Annotated in this window: 17 protein-coding genes and 4 tRNA genes; 20 read left to right on the top strand and 1 reads right to left on the bottom strand. The window is 56.8% G+C overall.

The features are described from left to right. Positions 1-206 precede the first annotated feature (206 nt). The 8 genes from WMO23_RS07370 to WMO23_RS07405 all read left to right on the top strand — a co-directional run bounded on the left by WMO23_RS07370 (position 207) and on the right by WMO23_RS07405 (position 4798). Positions 207-905, top strand: coding sequence for a TerC family protein (locus tag WMO23_RS07370; RefSeq protein ID WP_020311251.1), 699 nt, complete (start codon positions 207-209; stop codon positions 903-905). 72 nt (positions 906-977) lie between these two features. Further along, positions 978-1054 (top strand) — tRNA-Pro (locus WMO23_RS07375). 70 nt (positions 1055-1124) lie between these two features. Further along, positions 1125-1216, top strand: a tRNA-Ser gene (locus tag WMO23_RS07380). Between the two features lie 155 nt (positions 1217-1371). After that, positions 1372-1788 carry a C-GCAxxG-C-C family protein gene (locus WMO23_RS07385; protein WP_020311250.1) on the top strand — a complete coding sequence of 139 codons (417 nt, stop codon included), beginning with the start codon at positions 1372-1374 and terminating at the stop codon, positions 1786-1788. Between the two features lie 65 nt (positions 1789-1853). Then, a tRNA-Pro gene (locus tag WMO23_RS07390) sits at positions 1854-1930 on the top strand. A 54-nt stretch (positions 1931-1984) separates the two neighbouring features. Next, positions 1985-2076: transfer RNA gene (locus tag WMO23_RS07395), tRNA-Ser, on the top strand. Between the two features lie 431 nt (positions 2077-2507). Further along, a complete protein-coding gene (locus WMO23_RS07400; protein ID WP_020311249.1) occupies positions 2508-3428 on the top strand; it encodes an alpha/beta hydrolase in 921 nt (306 codons plus the stop codon). Between the two features lie 56 nt (positions 3429-3484). After that, positions 3485-4798 (top strand): zinc ribbon domain-containing protein, encoded by a 1314-nt coding sequence (locus tag WMO23_RS07405; RefSeq protein ID WP_020311248.1) that lies wholly within the window; start codon positions 3485-3487, stop codon positions 4796-4798. 150 nt (positions 4799-4948) lie between these two features. Here the strand turns inward: WMO23_RS07405 and WMO23_RS07410 are convergent, their stop codons facing one another. Next, positions 4949-7114: a Tex family protein gene (locus WMO23_RS07410; protein ID WP_292261345.1), complete on the bottom strand. Its 2166-nt coding sequence runs from the start codon at positions 7112-7114 to the stop codon at positions 4949-4951. A 194-nt stretch (positions 7115-7308) separates the two neighbouring features. On the opposite strand from WMO23_RS07410, the gene WMO23_RS07415 reads away from it, so the two are divergent. From WMO23_RS07415 to WMO23_RS07470, 12 genes are all read left to right on the top strand, one after another. Continuing rightward, a complete protein-coding gene (locus WMO23_RS07415; protein WP_020311246.1) occupies positions 7309-7719 on the top strand; it encodes a Fur family transcriptional regulator in 411 nt (136 codons plus the stop codon). 104 nt (positions 7720-7823) lie between these two features. After that, positions 7824-8654, top strand: coding sequence for a deoxyribonuclease IV (locus WMO23_RS07420; RefSeq protein WP_292282445.1), 831 nt, complete (start codon positions 7824-7826; stop codon positions 8652-8654). A 19-nt stretch (positions 8655-8673) separates the two neighbouring features. Next, the gene (locus WMO23_RS07425; RefSeq protein WP_292282443.1) at positions 8674-9819 is read left to right on the top strand and encodes an exonuclease SbcCD subunit D; all 1146 of its coding nucleotides are present in this window, start codon (positions 8674-8676) and stop codon (positions 9817-9819) included. Then, positions 9816-12860 (top strand): AAA family ATPase, encoded by a 3045-nt coding sequence (locus tag WMO23_RS07430; RefSeq protein ID WP_349173675.1) that lies wholly within the window; start codon positions 9816-9818, stop codon positions 12858-12860. The genes WMO23_RS07425 and WMO23_RS07430 overlap by 4 nt, the downstream gene beginning before the upstream one ends. A 52-nt stretch (positions 12861-12912) precedes the next feature. Beyond that, positions 12913-13395 carry a YbaK/EbsC family protein gene (locus WMO23_RS07435; RefSeq protein WP_292299220.1) on the top strand — a complete coding sequence of 161 codons (483 nt, stop codon included), beginning with the start codon at positions 12913-12915 and terminating at the stop codon, positions 13393-13395. A gap of 19 nt (positions 13396-13414) precedes the next feature. After that, a complete protein-coding gene (locus WMO23_RS07440; RefSeq protein ID WP_020311321.1) occupies positions 13415-13777 on the top strand; it encodes a VOC family protein in 363 nt (120 codons plus the stop codon). 3 nt (positions 13778-13780) lie between these two features. After that, complete coding sequence (locus WMO23_RS07445) at positions 13781-14491, top strand: tRNA threonylcarbamoyladenosine dehydratase (RefSeq protein ID WP_292108327.1); 711 nt, start codon at positions 13781-13783, stop codon at positions 14489-14491. 258 nt (positions 14492-14749) lie between these two features. Then, complete coding sequence (gene nrdD, locus WMO23_RS07450) at positions 14750-16900, top strand: anaerobic ribonucleoside-triphosphate reductase (protein ID WP_292108328.1); 2151 nt, start codon at positions 14750-14752, stop codon at positions 16898-16900. Positions 16901-16913: 13 nt separating this feature from the next. Further along, complete coding sequence (gene nrdG / locus WMO23_RS07455) at positions 16914-17420, top strand: anaerobic ribonucleoside-triphosphate reductase activating protein (RefSeq protein ID WP_020311325.1); 507 nt, start codon at positions 16914-16916, stop codon at positions 17418-17420. 203 nt (positions 17421-17623) lie between these two features. Continuing rightward, a complete protein-coding gene (locus WMO23_RS07460; protein ID WP_020311326.1) occupies positions 17624-17788 on the top strand; it encodes a hypothetical protein in 165 nt (54 codons plus the stop codon). 113 nt (positions 17789-17901) lie between these two features. Beyond that, entirely contained in the window at positions 17902-18699 is a 798-nt protein-coding gene (thiF, locus tag WMO23_RS07465) for a sulfur carrier protein ThiS adenylyltransferase ThiF (RefSeq protein WP_302754771.1), read from the top strand. A 664-nt stretch (positions 18700-19363) separates the two neighbouring features. After that, positions 19364-20118, top strand: a 755-nt coding sequence (locus tag WMO23_RS07470) for a phage replisome organizer N-terminal domain-containing protein (protein WP_349173678.1), incomplete at its 3' end; no start/stop codon positions are given.

Here is a 20118-nt window from a genome sequence, read left to right on the forward strand (position 1 = left end):
TTTGTAGGGGCTCGCACGTGGCGAGCCCGCCGGGGATATGCGAGATACTTGTAAACTTGATTTGTGTGAGCGGGCGTCCCACGTGGACGCCCCTACAGAAAAAGGCGCTGTCTTCATGGGACAGCGCCTTTTTCTTGCTATCCCACCGTAATTATCATATAATGGGGGAGATGTAAATTTGTCTTAACGTATAAGGGGGACTTACCTTGGAAGGGTTAGAATCGACGCTTGTCTTTGATATCACTATGATTTTGCAGGTCGTGCTCATCGACTTGGCCTTAGGCGGCGATAATTCCATCGTCATCGGCATGGCCGCCAAGAATCTGCCTAAGCATTTGCAGAAGCGGGCTATTTTATATGGTACGGCCGGGGCCATCTGTATGCGTTTCATCATGGCCTTTATCGTGTCCTGGCTCTTCCAGATTCCCTTCTTGAAGACCGTCGGAGCCATCCTGCTGGTCCTCATCGGCATCAAGCTCATCGGCGCCGACGACCAGGAAGAAGACGTCCACGTCGAAGCCAAGGACTCGCTCTGGGCGGCTGTGCGGACCATCATCATGGCCGACGCCCTCATGAGCCTCGATAACGTCCTGGGCATCGTCGGCGTCACCAATAACCATTGGGGCCTGCTCATGTTCGGCATGCTCATTTCCGTGCCGATCATCGTCTTTGGCAGCACCATCGTCGTCAAAGTCATGAACCGCTTTCCCATCCTCATCTACATCGGGGGCGCCATCCTCGGCTGGGCTTCGGGCGGCATGATGGCGACAGACCATTACCTGGCTCAATACGTCAGCCTGGCGGCCAATAATCCGACGGAACTGAAAATCATCCTGCTGGTCGTTACCATTGCCGGCGGATTCATTTGGAAGCGGATCCATAAAAATAAAGAAGTTGTCGCCTGAAAGTTGTCGCCTGACACGAGAAAAAAAGCTTGACTTTTTCTTCCAGTATGGTATTATATACAAGTCAGGTAACGGGGCGTAGCGCAGTTTGGTAGCGCGCTTGGTTCGGGACTAAGAGGTCGCAGGTTCAAATCCTGTCGCCCCGACCATATTTTTACACATTGGATGTCGATCCCGAGGGCATCAAATAACTGCATAATCAAACAATGTGTAAGCCATGGAGAGCTGTCCGAGTGGCTGAAGGAGCATGATTGGAAATCATGTATAGGGCGAACGCTCTATCGTGGGTTCAAATCCCACGCTCTCCGCCAGAATGTAAAAAGGGGATGTCGCATATGCGGCATCCCCTTTTTGAGCATTAAGTTTGCAGCTTATAGTTTTTAGTGAATGATTTTAAATTTAAAGCCATTTTTCTGCAAACTACAAACTCTGTACTACAAATGCTGTTTTTCAAGGAGGTCTTATGATGGAAAAGGTAAGAGAATTGGCGGCACAGTACCAGCAGGCCGGGAATAATTGTGCTGAAACGGTGGTCAAGGTCTGCAATGATTGTCTGGATTTGAAGCTGCCGCCGGAAACGCTGCGCATGGTGTCCGTCCTCGGCGGCGGGGTGGCCGGTTCGGGCTGTCTTTGCGGGGCTTTGAACGGGGCCTGTCTGGTCCTGGGCTGTCTCGTCGGCCGCACGACGCCGGAGGAAAAGACGAAGGCCGAAGTCAATCAGCCTGTGCGGGAATTCCAGAAAATCTGGCTCGACCGCTTTCATGCGACGTGCTGCCGCGTCCTCAAGAGTCCGGCCAACGGCGGTCCCGTATCGTGCGGCGACCTCATGGCCGATACGTCGGCCATGCTCATCGATTTCATCCGGGAAAAGAAGCTGGCCTGATGGGGTGATTGAATTTTTTCCTTGACTTTTTTCGTGGATATGGTATTATGTATGAGTCGGGTCAACGGGGCGTAGCGCAGTTTGGTAGCGCGCTTGGTTCGGGACTAAGAGGTCGCAGGTTCAAATCCTGTCGCCCCGACCATACTTTACATATCGGCATTTATCCCGAAGATGTCAGGAAAGATATGTAAGACGCGGAGAGCTGTCCGAGCGGCTGAAGGAGCATGATTGGAAATCATGTATAGGGCGAACGCTCTATCGTGGGTTCAAATCCCACGCTCTCCGCCACACAGGACTTTTAGAGGGACTGTCGCATGAGGCTTAGGTCACGTGCGCAGCCCCTTTTTATTTATAGTTTGTAGTACGGAGTTTGTAGTTTGTAGAAGTGGCTTTAAATTTTTTACCATTTGCTGAAAACTAAAAACTACAAACTTAAAACTCAAAAAAAGAGGCTGTCTTAATGCGACAGCCTCTTTTTTTGTATCCATCCTATTCATGCGTGCTGTTTTGTGCTACAATTAAAAACTATATAAGCAGCACCTCTGTAGTAGGGGCTTGCACGTGGCAAGCCCGCTCCAGGATATGAGCGATTTTCCCGTTTAGGGAGAGTGCCGCCCAGTATCCAGCAGGTCGCCCGCGTGGCGACCCCTACGGTGCAAAAAGGGATATTTTTTGTTACAATTTAAAACTATATAAGAAGAGGGAAAGAGGGGTTTACGATGAGTGCAATTAAAACGGAACTGGCAGCTTTTATCGCTGCCCATACGAGTGAGGATTTTGTCATGACGCCGATTACCATGCGCGAAGCGTCGCTGCATACGGCATGGGAACAAGAGCTGCCGAAAGTGCCGATGGCATCGGTCGTCGATACGGTATTGGACGGCTGTGAGGTCTACGACGTGCCGGTCCGCATCTATATTCCCGATACGAGCCGGCCCCTGCCGGTCCTGATCTACTATCATGGCGGCGGTTTTGCCATCGACACGGTCGCCGTCTATGACCCGGTCTGCCGCCGCATTGCCCAGGCAACGCAGCATATCGTCATTTCGCCGGAATATCGCCTGGCTCCGGAAAATCCTTATCCTGCGGCCTATGAAGATGCCCTGGCCGTAGCCCGGAAGGCCCTGCCTGCGCTCGATGCCTTGCAGATCCCCTACCAGGCGGACCTGACCTTGTGCGGTGACAGCGCCGGCGGCTGCATGGCAGCTTATACGAGCCAGGCCCTGCAGCATGATGCATCCCTTCCGCTGACTCATCAGATCCTGGTCTATCCCTGCCTGGATATGACCCACTCCTTCCCGTCGGTCCAGGAGAACTGCAATACCCAGACGGGCTTTACGCCGGCCAAGATGACCTGGTATTTCAACCAGTGTTTCCGTCCCGGTGACGACCGCCGGGATGCCTCGCCCCTCTTTGGCGAATTGTCGGCAGATATGCCGGCGACGCTGGTCTTGACGACGCAGTTCTGCCCCTTCCGCGACGAAGGCCGCGATTACGTGCGCCGCCTGGCTGAAAAGGGCGTGCGGGCCGAAACGTATAATTACGGCAACATGGTCCATTCGTACCTCAACTTTGAAAAAATATGCTACGACGAAATCTGCGACACCTACCGGCGCATGGCCGATTTTTTGCAAGACTGAGGGAAATGGCTTATACTAGAAGCATGTACTTACGCTAAGTAAAGGATGTGTATTTTATGAAGAAATGCCAACAATGCGGGGCGCCCTTGCAGGATGACGACCGCTTTTGTCAGGCCTGCGGCGCTGAACAGCTGCCGGAAGGGGAGCCGAAGAAACGCATTTGTCCGGAATGTGGCAAATGGGTGAGCGTCGATGGGAAATTCTGCCCATTCTGCGGTGCCGAACTGCCGAAAATGGATGATGACGAACCGGTCATCGACGAAGCGACGGGAACGGAAACCTTTGTCCATAAGCACCGGGAACCGGTCCGGGACGAAGAGCCGCAGCGGCCGCCGCAGCCGATGGAACGACCGGTCATGACGGGCCGGCCGACGCCGCCGCCTTTTCAGGAAAAGCCTTTTTACGTGCGCTATCAGAAGGCCATCATCGCCGGTATCGTCGTCCTCGTCCTGGCTCTGGCCGCTGCCGTGGCTTTTCACTTCTATGGCAGCCGCAGCAGCGGGGACTATGTGAAGGATGCCGTTTCCCTGTCGCAGCAGCTGGCGTCGGAAAATGAATCTGCCACCAGTACGGCCAAGCGCCTGAGCCAGAAGAGCAAAGGCGACGATGTCGATTCCCTGGTCAAGGATTTGGGCAAGAGCCGCAAGAACGTCGAAAAGATGGCCAAGAATTATCAGCCCAAGACCATTCCCGACCAGTATGCCGCCGATGACAAGGCTATCCGCGAAGTCATGCGCGACCAGATGGCCATGTATGACACGGCCATGACGATTGCTGAAAATCCGTCAGACGACGCTATCAGCGAAAAATTGGATGACCTGCGCGACGAAGTCCAGAAGGCCAAGAAGACGGCGCGGACCATCAAGGTCCCCGGTGCCGATTTCACAGCTGCCGTCGATGGCGACGACCTGGTCAGCTACCTGGAAAAATACGTCAGCGTCCAGACCAAGCCCGATGAAAAGCCGCAGCCTGAAGCCAAGGCCAATCCGGATAAGCAGATCCTGGCGTCCTATGCCAGCAGCAAGGACTTGTTCAACGACGATATCGGCAAATTGGCCGGCGACATCAACGCCTACTTGAATGACCACACGGACTTCAAGGGCAATCGCGAATTCACCAGCCGGGCCAATACGCTCTACGTCCAGATTTCCAAGACCCGCAGCCAGCTGGACAACGATACGTCCATCGACAATACGGCCATGAAATATAAGCTCGATGCCCTCTTCCAGGCCGAACAGGACCGCGTCCGCGGCCTCTACGACGGCGTCAGCGCCAGCCAGCGCGGACAGGACTACCGCCCAGGCTTCCAGCGGGGCCAGGCCGCATCGAACCGCTACGATAAACTCAACGACGAATGGAATAGTTTGTAATGTTCGTGGCCCCTACGGCTGAATGGTGAATCACCCATATCCCGGGGCGGGCGCCCCGCGTGGTCGCCCCTACAGAAAAGCTTTAAATTTAAAGCCATCTGCTAACCCCTAAAAAGGAGCTGTCGCATTGCGACAGCTCCTTTTTCACACTCATTTCTTCACTTTTTTCATGGACAGGCCGATGCGGCCGCGGGCGGCGTCGACGCTGATGATTTCGGCTTCGACGATGTCGCCGGCGTGGACGACGTCCGTCGGATGGCGGAAGGGATGCCGGCTCAGCTGGGAGCGGTGGACCAGTCCCGGCGTCTTGAGGCCAAAGTCGACGAAGGCGCCGAAGTCGACGACGTTCTGGACCGTGCCGCGGACGACGGAGCCAATCTGCAGGTCTGACAGGGACAGGACGTGGCGGCGCGTCAGCGGTTTCGGGAAGTCGCTGCGGACGTCGCGGCCGGGCTTGCGCAGTTCTTCCAGGATGTCTTTGATCGTCGGCTCACCGGCGCCGAGAGAGGCGGCCAGTTTGGGAGCGGCGTTCATCTGGATCTTATCGCGCAGGATGGCTAATTTTTCCGGGTCCTTGAGCTCGTCATGGCTCAGGCCGTAGTGGCCGGCTATCTTTTCGGCCAGGCCGTATGATTCGGGATGGACCGACGTGTTGTCCAGGGGCTCCGTCCCGTCCTTGATGCGCAGGAAACCGGCGCACTGGGTGAACGTCGCCGGGCCCAGGCGGGGGACGTTGAGCAGGTCCTGCCGGTTCTGGAAGGGGCCGTTCTCGTTGCGGTAGGCGACGATATTGCCTGCCGTCGCCGCCGTCAGGCCGGCGATGTGCTGCAAGAGGGCCGGCGATGCCGTGTTGAGGTCGACGCCGACGTAGTTGACGACAGACGTGACGACCTGGTCCAGGGCGGCCGACAGGGCTTTCTGGTTGACATCGTGCTGATACTGGCCGACGCCGATGGCCCGCGGGTCGATCTTGACCGATTCGGCCAGAGGGTCCTGGATGCGGCGGGCGATGGAAACGGCGCCGCGGATGGTGACGTCCAGGTCCGGCAGTTCCTCCCGGGCCAGGTCCGATGCGGAATAGACGGACGCGCCGGCTTCGTTGGCGATGACGTAGCGGCATTTCAGGTGATAGGCTTCGATGAGATGGGATACGAATTGTTCCGTTTCATACGAGGCCGTCCCGTTGCCGATGGAAATGAGGGTGACGCCGTGGCGGCGTATCATGTTGGCCAGGCTGACGGCACTCTGGTGTTTCTGCTGTTCCGAGTGGGTCAGGTAGTACGTGCCGTAGTCGAGGACCTGTCCCGTCGCGCTGATGACGGCGGCCTTGCAGCCCGTCCGGAAGCCCGGGTCCAAGCCCAGGATGATCTGGCCGGCAAAGGGCGGCTGCAGCAAGAGGTGGCGCAGGTTTTCGGCAAAGACGTCGATGGCCTGCTTTTCGGCCTGTGCCGTCAGTTCGTTGCGGATTTCCCGTTCCATCTGCGGCGAAATGAGGCGCTTGTAACTGTCGGCGGCGGCGTCGCGCAGGATCTGATCATACGGCGACGGCCTGGTGATGACCAGCTGGCAGAGCATGGCGATGTGGCGGTCTGCCGGCTCCTTCAAGGTGACTTTCAGTTTCTTTTCGTTTTCGCCGCGGTTGATGGCCAGGATGCGGTAGCTCGGGATACGGGCGACGCGTTCGCTGAAGTCGGCATAGGTCAGCATGGGACCGGCTTGGTCTTCTTCGACTTGCAGGCTGCAGGTCAGGCGGGCCTGCTGCCACAGTTCGCGGCGCAGGTGGCGGCGGAAATCGGCCCGTTCCGAAAAGCGTTCGGCCAGGATGTTGGCTGCGCCCTGGATGGCGTCTTCGACGGTCGGTACGTCATCGCTGAGAAAGGCCAGGGCGGCGTCTTCCGGAGCCGGGCCCTTGGGGTCCTGGCTGGCAAAGCAGTCGGCCAGCGGTTCCAGGCCGGCGTCGCGGGCCATGGAGGCCTTCGTCCGTTTCTTGGGTTTATAGGGCAGGTAGAGGTCTTCGACGTCCTGGAGCTGCCGGGCCGCTTCCAGGCTCCGTGCCAGGTCGTCGTTCCAGCAGCCCTGGTCCATGATGGACTGGCGGACCGTTTCTTTGCGGCTGGCCAGGGCCTGTTCGTATTCATATTGCTCCTGGATGCAGCGCAGCTGTACTTCGTCGAGGGTCCCTGTCGCTTCTTTCCGGTAGCGGGCGATGAAAGGGATGGTATTGCCCTGGGCAAAGAGGGAAAGGGCAGATTGGACTTGCGCCGGGCGGATACCCAGAGTCCTGGCGATTTCAGCGATCATCGTTTCCTCTGTCATGATTACATTCCTTCCTAACAAAATAGTTAATATTACTTATTGTATAAGAAGAATTTCGCGTAAAACATTGAAATTTTTCTTAATAACCGTTACAATATAATACAGGATACTCTCCAGTATTCTATATGATTCAAAGCTAGAATAAAACTAGAATGTCTTATTATACCACAGTTTTCCAAGAAAGGGGGATAAAAATGGAAATTGCTGAAGTTTTGCGAAAAAACGGCTATAAAGTCACACCGCAGCGCCTGGCTGTGTACGAAGCCATTAACCACAATCCGACGCATCCCAATGCCGAGGCGATTTATAAGATATTGCAGCCCAATTATCCGTCCATGAGTCTGGCCACGGTCTATAAGACCATGGAAATCTTTGCCAAAATCGGCGTAGTCCAGGTATTGCAATGTGCCGAAGATGCCCATCGTTATGATTATAATACGACGCCTCATGCCCATATCCGTTGTGAAAAGTGCAACCGCGTCATCGATATCGACATGGACCAGGAGGGGCTGCGTAAGGCCGCTGCCGAACAGAGCGGCTTCGTCGTCAACGGCGTCAGTATTTCGTTTGTCGGGATTTGCCCGGAATGTCGGGAAAAATCGTAAGTATTTGATTTTCATATAGTCTAAGGATAGGGGCTGCTGCATGAGGCCGGACGGGCTTCGTGCGGCAGCCTTTTTTTGTTATCCGTCGCGCAGGAGGAAAAAATATGTTGCATATTGGATGTCATTTATCGGTTTCACAAGGATTTTTGCACATGGGTGACGAAGCTTTATCTATAGGGGCAGATACGTTCCAGTTCTTCTCCCGCAATCCCCGCGGCAGCGGCGTCCGCAAACTGGACGTCGACGATATACAGGCCCTGAACCAGCTCATGGCAGCCCATCACTTCGCGCCCATCCTGGCCCATGCGTCGTATACCTTGAACGGCTGTTCAAAGACGGAGAAGACCCGGGAGTTTGCCCGCCAGGCCATGGCCGACGACCTGCGCCGTCTGGAATACGTCGACAACTGCCGCTATAATTTCCATCCCGGCAGCCATGTCGGACAGGGCGCTGAAACGGGTATCGCCCTCATTGCCGACATGCTCAACACCTGTATGTTCCCCGGCCAGAAGACGACGGTCCTCCTGGAAACCATGGCCGGCAAGGGGACGGAAGTGGGCCGGACCTTTGAAGAACTGGCGGCCATCATCGACAAAGCGGCCATGAACGATAAAATCGGCGTCTGCCTCGATACGTGCCACGTCTTTGACGGCGGCTACGATATCGTCCACCATCTGGACGACGTATTGACGACTTTTGATAAGGTCATCGGCCTGGACCGGTTGAAAGCCGTCCACGTGAACGATAGCAAGAACGAGCTGGCCAGCCACAAGGACAGGCATGAAAAAATCGGCCAGGGCCACATCGGCCTCGAAGCCTTCCGGGCCATCGTCAATCATCCGGCCCTGCGGGACCTGCCCTTTTATCTGGAAACACCCAACGATATGGCAGGCTATGCCAGGGAAATCGCCCTGCTGCGGTCGCTGCAGCAGTAGCTTGGTAAGGAGGTATTCTATGCGTATCTTACATACAGCCGACTGGCATTTAGGAAAATTATTCTATGGGAACTATCTGACCGAAGACCAGGCCTACGTCCTGGAGCAGCAGCTCCTGCCCATGATACGGGACGAGGGCATCGACGCCGTCGTCCTGGCTGGCGACGTCTATGACCGCAGCCTGCCGCCGGCCGAAGCGGTGGAACTCTTCGACGACGTGGCCACGCGGATCACGGCGGATTTGCACGTCCCCTTCCTGGTCATCAGCGGCAACCACGACAGCCCGGCCCGCCTGTCCTTTGCCAGCCGCCTCCTGGCGCCGCAGGGCCTCTATATGGCCGGTGAACTGGAGCGCCTTACGGGCCCGGTCGTCCTGGAAGATGACGCCGGACCGGTCGCCTTCCTGACCGTCCCCTATGCCGAGCCGGCCGTCGTCCGCCAGTGCCTCGGCCAGGATGAGGTCCGCAGCCACCAGCAGGCCATGGAGGCCCTCCTCGGCTGGCAGGGCAGCCAGGTCCCGGACGGTGTGCGCACGGTCTGCGTCGCCCATGCCTTCGTCGCCGGCGGCGTAGCCAGTGATTCGGAACGGCCCTTGTCCATCGGCGGGACGGACCAGGTGACGAGCGGCCTCTTTGCGCCGTTCAGCTATACGGCCCTGGGCCATCTCCACGGGCCGCAGAAAGTCACGAGCGATACCATCCGCTATGCCGGCAGCCTGCTCAAATACTCGTTCGGCGAAGCGCGCCAGCATAAAGGCGCCGTCATCGCCGACATCGGGCCCGACGGGAAAGTGGACCTGGCCTTCCGGGATTTCGTGCCGCGCCACGACGTGCGCATCGTCAGCGGAACCTTCGAGGCCATCATGGCGGCCGATGACGACAGGCCGGACGACTTCATCCTGGCCCGCCTCGACGACAGCCAGCCCATCCTCGACGGCATGGCCCGCCTGCGGCGCAAATACCCCAATGCCATGGCGATGGAAATGCCCAACCGCAATACCCGGGCCGCAGGACAGCGCGATTTCGACGTACAGCAGGTGACGGAACAGGAACTGTTCACCAGCTTCGCCCAGGCCATGCGGCCCGACCAGCCCCTGACCGAAGCCGAGCAGGACTGCGTCCGCACCTTGTGGGATGAATTAGAAAAGGGAGGCAGCCTGTTATGATTCCTATTTACTTAGAAATGAAGGCCTTTGGCCCCTATGCCGGTCAGGAAATCGTCGACTTCCGCGAACTGGGCGACCACAAACTCTTCCTCATCTATGGACCGACGGGTTCCGGCAAGACGACCATCCTCGATGCCATGTGCTACGCCCTCTACGGCAGCACCAGCGGCGACAGCCGCACTGGCGCCCACATGCGCAGTGAGTACGCGTCGCCCCAGGAAGCGACGGCCGTGTCCTTCCGCTTTGCCATCGGCCGGAAATACTACCGCATCGACCGCAGCCCGGAACAGGAAATCGCCAAGAAGCGCGGCACGGGCCTGAAGAAAGCCGCGGCCCACGCGGCCTTATATGAATCGGACAAAGACGGCGGCCAGGAACAGCTCGTAGCCGCCAAGAACGTGACGGCTGCCGTCGAAAGGCTGCTGGGCTTCAAGGCCGACCAGTTCCGCCAGGTCGTCCTCCTGCCGCAGGGCGACTTCCGCAAGCTCCTCCTGGCCGGTTCCAGTGAGCGCCAGCAGATCATGCAGACCCTCTTCCACACCCAGCGCTACGCGCGGCTCCAGGAGCTGGCCAAGGCCCGCCACGACACCCTGGCCGGCCAGTATGAGCAGGTACGCCAGCGGCGGGAACAGTGCCTGGCCGACCTGGGCATCGCCAGCGAAGAAGAGCTGCCGGATAAAGAGAAGGCCTGGCAGGATAAAAGCGCCGCCGTCGATGCACAGTGGCGCGAGGCCGAAGGCCGGCGCAAGACCTGTCAGGCCGCCTTCCAGGCCGCCCAGACCTTGGAAAATCACTGGCTCCTGCGGGAACAGAAGCGCCGGGAAGCGGCGCAGCTCCAGGACCAGGCCGGCCGGTTCCAGGAAAAACGGGATACCATCGCCATCCTGCGCCAGGCTGAAATCCTGGCCGAACCGTGCCGTCACCTCGACGACCTGGAAAAAGAGGGCAAAGAGGCTCATAAGGCGGCTGAAAAAGCCCGTAAGCTGGCCGAGAAGGCTGAGAAGGACCTGGCTGAAGCCCAGCGGCAGCTGGCGGCCCTTTCGGCCCGTGAGAGCGGCTATAAGGCAGCCTGCGAAGAACGGGTCCAGCTGACGGGCCTGCAGGAAAAAGCCGGCTCCTACCGGGACTGCTGCCTGGAAGAAGAACGGTGCCGCAAGGCGGCAGGCGAAGCTGAACGGCGCTGGGACCAGGTGCGGCAGAAAAAGGAAGCAGAAAAACAGGCCCTCGACAAGGCCCGGGAAGCCGTCGCCGGCCTGGCCGAACAGGCCGTAGCGGCGGAACAGGCCAAAGCCCGCTGGCAGGCCCTGAGCGACCGGCTCCAGCGCGAAGGCCAGGCCGCTTCCCTGGAAGAACAGCTGAAAGAAGCCGGGAAACAATGGCAGCACAGTCAGAACTTCCTGGAAAAAGCCGCTGCCAGGGCACGGGACGAACGCGTGGCCTATGAAAGTGTCCGGGCCCTGTTCCTCCAGGCCCAGGCCGCCGTCCTGGCGTCGGAACTGGAAGAAGGGAAACCCTGCCCGGTCTGCGGCTCGGCGGCCCATCCCATGCCGGCCGTGCGCCCGGATTCCCTGCCGGAACGGCGCGACGTCGAACAGCACCAGAAACGGGCCGACGCCAGCGAAGCCAAGCGACAGCAGTGGGAAGTGACGGCCAAAGCCGATGAGACCCGCCATCAGGCTTTGAAAGAGCAGTACGACGCCCTGCGCCGCCAGTACCCCCAGGATGGGACCCTGGCCGACTGGCAGGACAAGGCCGAACAGGCCCGGAAAGCCATGGAAGGCCTGCAGCAGCAGTTACAGGCCGGTGAAGCCCTCAAAAAGGCCGTCGCCGCCGGCCAGGCCCGGCTGAGCCGCTGGGAAAAGGACGAAGAAGCGGCCCGGACGGCAGCCGAACAGGCGCGGACCCTTGCGGCCAAGGCGGCCGAAACGAAGGCCCGCCTGGAAGCGGACCTGCCCGAAGCCTATCGTGACCTGAAGGCCCTGCAGCAGCGCCTGGATGCCTTGGGCAAGGCCATTACAGCCTACGAAAAGGACTTGCAGCAGTACCGCGACGCCGTCGTCGCCGGCGAACGCCAGGCTGCCAAGCAGCAGCAGGAAGCGCAGAACTGGCAGCACCAGGTCGAAGTGCTGCGGGACCGCTTCAGCCAGGGTGTCCAGGCCCTGCGGGACCGCGTCGTGGCAGCCGGTTTCGAGAGCGTCAAGGCCTGCCGGGCCATGCAGGCTGCAGTCGGCCAGATCCCGGAACTGGAAGCGGCCGTCCGCCAGTACGACACCCAGGTCCAGCAAGTACAGGGCCAGTTGGCCCAGGAAGAAAAGGCTATCGGCAGCCAGCCCCGGCCCGACGTGGCAGCAGCCCGTACGGCCTTGGACGAAGCCGAAAAAGCCAGCCAGGCCTTAGGCGAAGAAAAGGGTAGCCTGGCCGCACAGTACCGGCGCTGGCAGCAGGGAAAAGCGGCCCTGGCCGCCCTGCAGCAGGAAGGCCGGGACCTGACCGAAGCTTATAAGACTGTCGGCGCCGTCTACGAACTCATCGCCGGCAAGCAGACGGGCATCAATTTTGAACGCTACGTCCTCGGCGCCCTCCTCGATGAAGTCCTGGCCGCCGCCAACGGCCGCCTGCAGGGCATGAGCCGCCAGCGCTACAGCCTGCAGCGCTCCCGTTCGTGGGACGACAAGCGGGTCAAACAAATCGGCCTGGACATCGAAGTCTACGACAACTACACGGGCTATGCCCGGCCGGCCAACACCCTGTCCGGCGGCGAAACCTTCCTGGCCTCCCTCTCCCTGGCCCTGGGCCTGGCCGACGTCGTCCAGGCGTATTCCGGCGGCATCCACCTGGATACGATGTTCATCGACGAAGGCTTCGGCACCCTTGACGGGGAAACCCTGGATTATGCCCTGAAGACCCTGGCGTCCCTGCGCAGCGGCGGCCGCCTGGTCGGCATCATCTCCCACGTACCGGAACTGAAGGAACGCATCGACGCCCGCCTGGCCGTCCACAAGACCGACCGGGGCAGTACGTCGTCCTTTGAGTTTGCCTGAGGACCGTGATTAGTATATAATACGATTATAACGAATTGAGAGGGGGAGCAACGTGTCTATTCAAAAAGTACGCGACTATTTTGCCCGGTGGGGGATGGCAGACCGGGTCATGGAACTCGACCAGTCCAGTGCGACTGTCGAAGAAGCGGCGGCCGCCCTTCATACGGAAGGCCGGCGCATTGCCAAGTCCATGTCTTTCCTCATCGGCGACCATCCGATCCTGGTCCTTTTTGCCGGTGATGCCCGCGTGGACAATCATAAGTTCAAAGAACGGTTCCACAAGAAGGCGACCATGATCAAGGCCGGCGACGTGGAACGGCTCATCGGCCATCCCGTCGGCGGCGTCTGTCCTTTCGCCATCAACGAAGGCGTCGACGTCTTCCTGGACGAATCGCTCAAGCGCTTCCAGACCGTCTTTCCGGCCTGCGGCACCGCCAACAGTGCCATCGAACTGACACTGCCCGAACTGGAAACCTATTCCCATGCCAGGGAATGGGTCGACGTATCCAAGGGCTGGCAGGAAGAGAACCAATAAATAAAAAGGGGGTAGTACTATGCAATTCACCTTTAAGCACACCAATTTCAACGTTTTGAATCTCCAGCGCAGCATGGACTTCTACAAAGAAGCCCTGGGCCTGACCGAAGTCAGCCGCATCGAGAACCCGGATTTCACCATCGTCTATCTCGGCGACGGCGTGTCCGACTTCCAGCTGGAACTGACCTGTCTCAAAGACCGCAAGGAACCGTATAACCTCGGCGAAAACGAATTCCACACGGCCTTTGCCGTCAAGGATATGGATGCGGCCCTGGCCAAGCACAAAGACATGGGCTGCGTCGTCTATCAGAACCCGGCCATGGGCATTTATTTCATCGTCGACCCCGACGGCTACTGGCTGGAAATCATCCCGGAGCGCTAGGCGATGAAGAAAGAATATACCCAGCGGACAGCCCGCCTCATCGGCCAGGATAAGGTGGACGAATTAGATACGAAAAAGGTCCTCATCTTCGGCGTCGGCGGCGTCGGCTCAGCCGTCGTCGAAGCCCTGGGCCGGGCCGGTGTGGGCCATCTCATCCTGGTCGATGCCGACGTCTTCGACCCGTCCAACGTTAACCGCCAGCTCGGGGCGACGGTCCAGACCATTGGCCGGCCGAAAGTCGAAGTCATGAAGGAACGCCTCTTGTCCATCAATCCCGACATCGACGTCGAGACCCATGCGACGTTCTATCTGCCTGAAAGCCATCAGGGCTTCATCGCCCATTCCGGGGCCGATTACGTCGTCGATGCCGTCGATACGATGAGCGCCAAGATCGCCATCATCGACGAAGCCTATCACAGCGGCATCCCCGTCGTGTCCTCCATGGGGGCCGGGAATAAGCTCCATCCGGAATATTTCCAGCTCGATTACATCGAAAAGACCAGCGTCGATCCCCTGGCCAAGATCATGCGCCGGGAACTGAAGAAGCGCCGTATCCGCCGCATCAAGGTGGCCTATTCGACGGAAGTCCCGCATAAACCCTTCTCGGACAGCGATGAAGTGCGCCCCAGTCCGGGCAGCATTTCCTTTGTCCCGTCGACGGCGGGCATGATCCTGGCCGGTGCCGTCGTGCGCGACCTCCTGAATCTGGATTAAAAGAAAATTTTTGCTAGTTATACACAAGGGCTGCGTCTATAAAAGCGCAGCTCTTGTGTTGTCCTTTCAAGGCCTGCCAGCCATTTTGATAAAAACTAACCTTAACTTGTCCACAACATGATGGAGTATGTACACATTGACATTCGCTACTATATATAGTATCATAGGGCATGTGAAAAACGGACCCCGTACCATATATCTTGTAGCAGGTATGGGAAAATGTACAATTTGTATACTATATACTGTGGAGGTAGACATATGTTAGAAGTAATCAAGCGCAATGGAGAACGAGTGCCCTTCAATCGAGATAAGATCACCGTAGCGATTGAAAAGGCCATGAACAGCAGCAGCGGTATTTACGAAGAAGGGCAGGCTGCCAAGATTGCCGGTGAAATCGAAGCGTATGCTGCTTCCATCCAGAAGGACCTGACCATTTACGCCATCGAAGACCAGGTCTACTACCGTTTGTTGAAATACAACAATCCGGCCACGGCCAGGGCTTACGAAAACTACAAGACCATCCAGGCCTTCAAGCGCCAGACCAATACGACCGACGACGATGTCTTTGGCCTGCTGAACAACACCAACCTGGAAGTCCTCGACGAAAACTCCAATAAGAACGGCCACGTCGTATCGACGCAGCGCGACCTCATCGCCGGCGAAGTGTCCAAGGACATTGCCCGCCGCAAACTGATCCCGGCCGACATCGTCCAGGCCCACGACAGCGGCGCCATCCATTTCCACGACATGGACTACATCATTCAGCCCATGTTCAACTGCTGTCTCATCAACCTGGAAGACATGCTGGCCAATGGTACGGTCATCAACGGCAAGAAAATCGATACGCCGAAATCCTTCCAGGTCGCCTGCACGGTGACGACGCAGATCATCGCCCAGGTCGCCAGCGGCCAGTACGGCGGCCAGTCCATCAACGGCATCGACCGCATCCTGGCACCGTACGTCCGCAAGTCCTTCAAGAAGTACATGAAAGCCGTCGTCGAAGAACAGCGCGAAATCTACGGCATCGAACCGGATATGGAAAAGGCCGAAGAAATCGCCTGGAAGCGGACGAAGAAGGAAATCAAGGACGGCATCCAGACCATCCAGTACCAGATCAACACCCTCATGACGACCAACGGCCAGGCACCGTTCGTCACGCTCTTCATGTATTTCCAGCCGGATTACGAATACGCCAGGGAAGCGGCCCTCATCGACGAAGAATTGCTGCGCCAGCGCATCCAGGGCATCAAGAACGAAGCCAACGTCTACGTCACGCCGGCCTTCCCGAAACTCATTTACGTCCTGGACGAACACAACGTCCGCGAAGGCAGCCCGTACTTCTATTTGACCAAGCTGGCCGCTGAATGTACGGCGAAACGCATGTATCCCGACTATATTTCGGCCAAGAAGATGCGCGAATCCTATGAAGGCAACGTCTTCAGCCCCATGGGCTGCCGCTCCTTCCTCAGCCCCTGGAAAGATGAAAAGGGCAACTACCAGTTCGACGGTCGCTTCAACATGGGCGTCGTCTCCCTCAACCTGCCGCAGATCGGCATCCTCGCCGACGGCGACGAAGAAAAATTCTTCCAGATCCTCGACAAGCGCCTGGAACTCTGCAAAAAAGCCCTGCTCCTGCGCGTCGACCTCCTCAAGCGCATCACGTCCGACGTATCGCCTATCCACTGGCAGTACGGCGCCATTGCCCGCCTGAAGCCCGGCGAAACCATTAAAAAATTCATCTACGGCGGCTATGCGACCTTGTCCCTGGGCTACATCGGCATCTACGAAGCGACGGTACTGACCAAGCACTGCTCGCACACGGCGCCGGAAGGCCGGAAATTCGCCATGCGCATCATGGACGACCTCAACGCCCACATTAAGAAGTGGCGGAAGGAAACGAACATCGGCTTCGCCCTCTACGGTACGCCGGCAGAAAACCTGACCAACCTCTTCTGCAAAATCGACAAGGCCCGCTTCGGCTCCATCCCCGACGTCACCGACAAAGGCTACTATACCAACAGCTATCACGTCGACGTCCGCGAACCGATCAACGTCTTCGACAAGTTCTCCTTTGAAGCCGACTTTGAAGACAAATCGACAGGCGGCTGCATCAGCTATGCCGAAATCCCCAACATGACCCATAATATCCCGGCCGTCCTGACCATGGTCCAGTACATCTACGACCACATCACGTACGGCGAATTCAATACCAAACTGGACTACTGCCATGAATGCGGCTTTGACGGCGAAATCATCCTCAACGACGACAACGAATGGGAATGCCCGCGCTGCCACAACAAAGACCGCAACAAATTGACCGTCATCCGCCGGACCTGCGGCTATTTGGGTGAAAATTTCTGGAACGAAGGGCGGACGCAGGAAATCAAGAACCGCGTCCTCCATATCTAAGAGGTGACTTGACTTGCATTATGCACAGATGCGGCAATATGACATTGCCAATGGACCGGGCATCCGCTCGACGATTTTCGTCACCGGCTGCTCACGCCACTGCTTCAACTGTTTCAACCCGGAATACCAGGACCCCAGGGCCGGACAGGAATGGACGGACAAGGAAATGGAACAGCTCCTGTCCTGGCTCAGCGCCCCGACCAACAGCGGCCTGACCCTCCTGGGCGGGGAACCCATGGAAAACACCGACGGCCTGACGCAGATCGTCCAAAACGTCAAACAAGCCATGCCCGATAAATCGGTCTGGGTCTACTCGGGCTTCACCTATGACGAAATCATCCAGGACCCGCAGAAAAAAGCCCTCTTGGACGTCTGTGACGTCCTCGTCGACGGCCCCTTCGTCGACGACCTGAAAGACCCGGGCCTCTACTTCCGCGGTTCCTCGAACCAGCGCGTCATCGACCTCAAAGCGACAAGAACCAGCGGCCAGATCACCCTGGTATGGCCCGACGGCCGCTGATGACAAATAATTAATAAAAATTATCCGTTGATATTATTTACAATGGAAGCCTTTCCTGCTATAATAACTGTAGGGGCGACCACGTGGGGCGCCCGCCACAGACGTGTGGTGCTATCCGTTACCGTATAAATGGAATGCTTTGCGGTCTGCCAGGCTGGCGATTTTGTTCGACGGCCTTGAATTTCAAAAAAGGAGGGCTTCTCATGGTTGTTGAATCGGTGAAAAAAGTTAAGAATATCGTCTCTGAAGTCTTTAAAGGCTATGCCAGCAATTCCAGCGGCGGCTGCTGCGGCGTATCCCTTCCACCGGAAGAACAGCGCCAGCTCAAACGCTTGAAGGAAGGGGCCCAGGCCGAAAAGAAAGATTGACAGGGGCTGTAAAAACAGCTACACTAAGGATATAAGAACAAGACGCACGACGGGGACACCACCTAAGGTGTCAGACGTCGTGCGTTTTTATTTTGTTACGAGGGGTGTATACCATGCAGTTAGTATTGAATGGAAAGAAAATGAATTGTCCCTGTGACCACCTGGAAGACCTGAAAGCCGCCTACGGCAGCGGTCAGGAAATCATCATCGTCAACGGCTTTGCCACGACAGAGAACTTAGCCTTGAAAGAGGGCGATGAAATCTATTTCATCCCCAAAGACCGCCTGCCGCCGAAAGAAGCCCTGGAAGGCATGATGTGTTCCCGCCATACGCCGAAAGTCCACCAGAAAGTCAGCGCCGGCCGCGTCGCCATCTGCGGCCTCGGCGGCCTGGGTTCCAATGCCGCCGTCTATCTGGCCCGGACCGGTGTCGGCCATCTGCACCTCATCGACTTCGATACCGTCGATGCCAGCAACCTCAACCGCCAGTCCTACATGGTCCGCGACCTGGGCCAGCGCAAGACCGACGCCCTGGCCCGGCAGATTGCCGACATCAATCCCTTCATCGACGTCCGCACGGACTTCGTCCGCCTCACCGAAGACAACGTGCCGACCATCCTGAAAGACGACCAGGTCATCTGCGAAGCCTTCGACAATCCCGATGCCAAGACCATGCTCGTCCACACCATCCTGGAACAATGGCCCGATAAATACATCGTCTCCGCCTCGGGTATGGCCGGCTACGGCGACAGTAACGCCATTGAAACAAAAAAAATCACCAGCCACTTCTATATCTGCGGCGACCAGACAAGGAACGCCAAACCCGGCCGCGGCCTCATGGCCCCCAGAGTCGCCATCTGCGCCGGCCACGAAGCCAATTTGATCCTAAAACTCCTGGTCGACGTCTTATAAATGCCTCTCCTCATAGGAGAGGTGGCCCGCAGAGCCGGAGAGGTTTAATAATTTTTTAGAGCCCGTTACATTTATCATGTGCGGGCTCTTTCTCTTCATAGTTTGTAGTACAGAATTTGTAGTTTTCAGCGAAAACCTTTAAATTTAAATCTATCCGATAACAACTAACTGCTAGCCACTAACAACTTAAAAGGGCTTGTCGTCATGCGACAAGCCCTTTTTTGGGCTGTTTATGACTCAATACAAAATAACATGAATGGCTTAGCAATCACATTTTCAGACATCCAATGGCGAAAGTGTAACGCGTTACCTTTATAAGACTAGAAAAGAAAAAGAAGAGAGGAGAAAAAAGTTATAGTAAAATACATAAAAACTTAATGATTTCAAATGGCTTATCTAATATTAATCGATGCTGAATAGAAAATAATAAACAAAAAAATGCAATATGACTTTTATGCCGTAAAAGATAAATTGAAAAAGCAGCCTTTTGGCAAAAAAAGATAAAAAAAGTTCGGACGATTGGCGTTTTTTTTGTCTTATATAAGTAGAGGGGTAATTCAGAAAGACAAACCCCAAGATGCAGAAAGAGGTGCTAGCAATGAAACGACTGCAATGGCTGAAAACCAGGACCGGCTTATTCTCAGATCCCCGTATCTTATTCTTGATGAACCAACCTAACGGCGATTCATACATCGTACTTTGGTTTTTCTTGAAGGATATGGCCGGAACGATTAACGACAACGGGTATGTCTACGTATCGGGTCGGGAAGCCATGACGACGCAGCTCATTGCCAAATGCCTGCACCGCCGCCGGCCCTTCATTGAAAAAGGACTGGCATTGCTGGAAAGACTGGAACTCATCGAACGCGACGAAAGCGGTCTTATCCGCATTGCCATCTGGGATGAGCTGCAGGATTTCCAACGCGACGAGAAGCGGCGGGAACAGACGCGCGAACGGGTACAGCGCTACCGTGAGAGGCAGCGCCAAGCTCAGCCGGAAGATAGCTCAGTGGATGCGGCGCCTGTCGTGACGGAAACGATGAATCCGCCGGAAGAACCAGCGGCAGAAGCGGCGACATCCGACGGGAATCCCCCTGCGGCGGAAGAAACGCCGGTCTATGACGGTGAACCCGTGACGACGCCGAAAATGATGCGTGACTATGCATCGGTCCAGAAATACCAGGAGCTTTTCGGACCCATGCAGGGAGAATTCGCCAAGAAGCTCATTGATTTAGAGAAAATGTGGGGCAGCGAAGCGACCTGTATCGCTATCGAATTGGCCCATGAAAATAAAGTCAATAACATTCGGTATATTCAGGCCATTTTAAAGAACAGCAATGGGCGGCCCATGAGAAAGGAAGATGAATATGAACGTAAGCAGAGAGAATGTTACGAGCACATTGATGCGGTGTTACGCGA

The sequence above is a fragment of the Megasphaera intestinihominis genome, from assembly GCF_040096415.1.
Classification (GTDB): Bacteria; Bacillota; Negativicutes; order Veillonellales; family Megasphaeraceae; genus Megasphaera; species Megasphaera intestinihominis.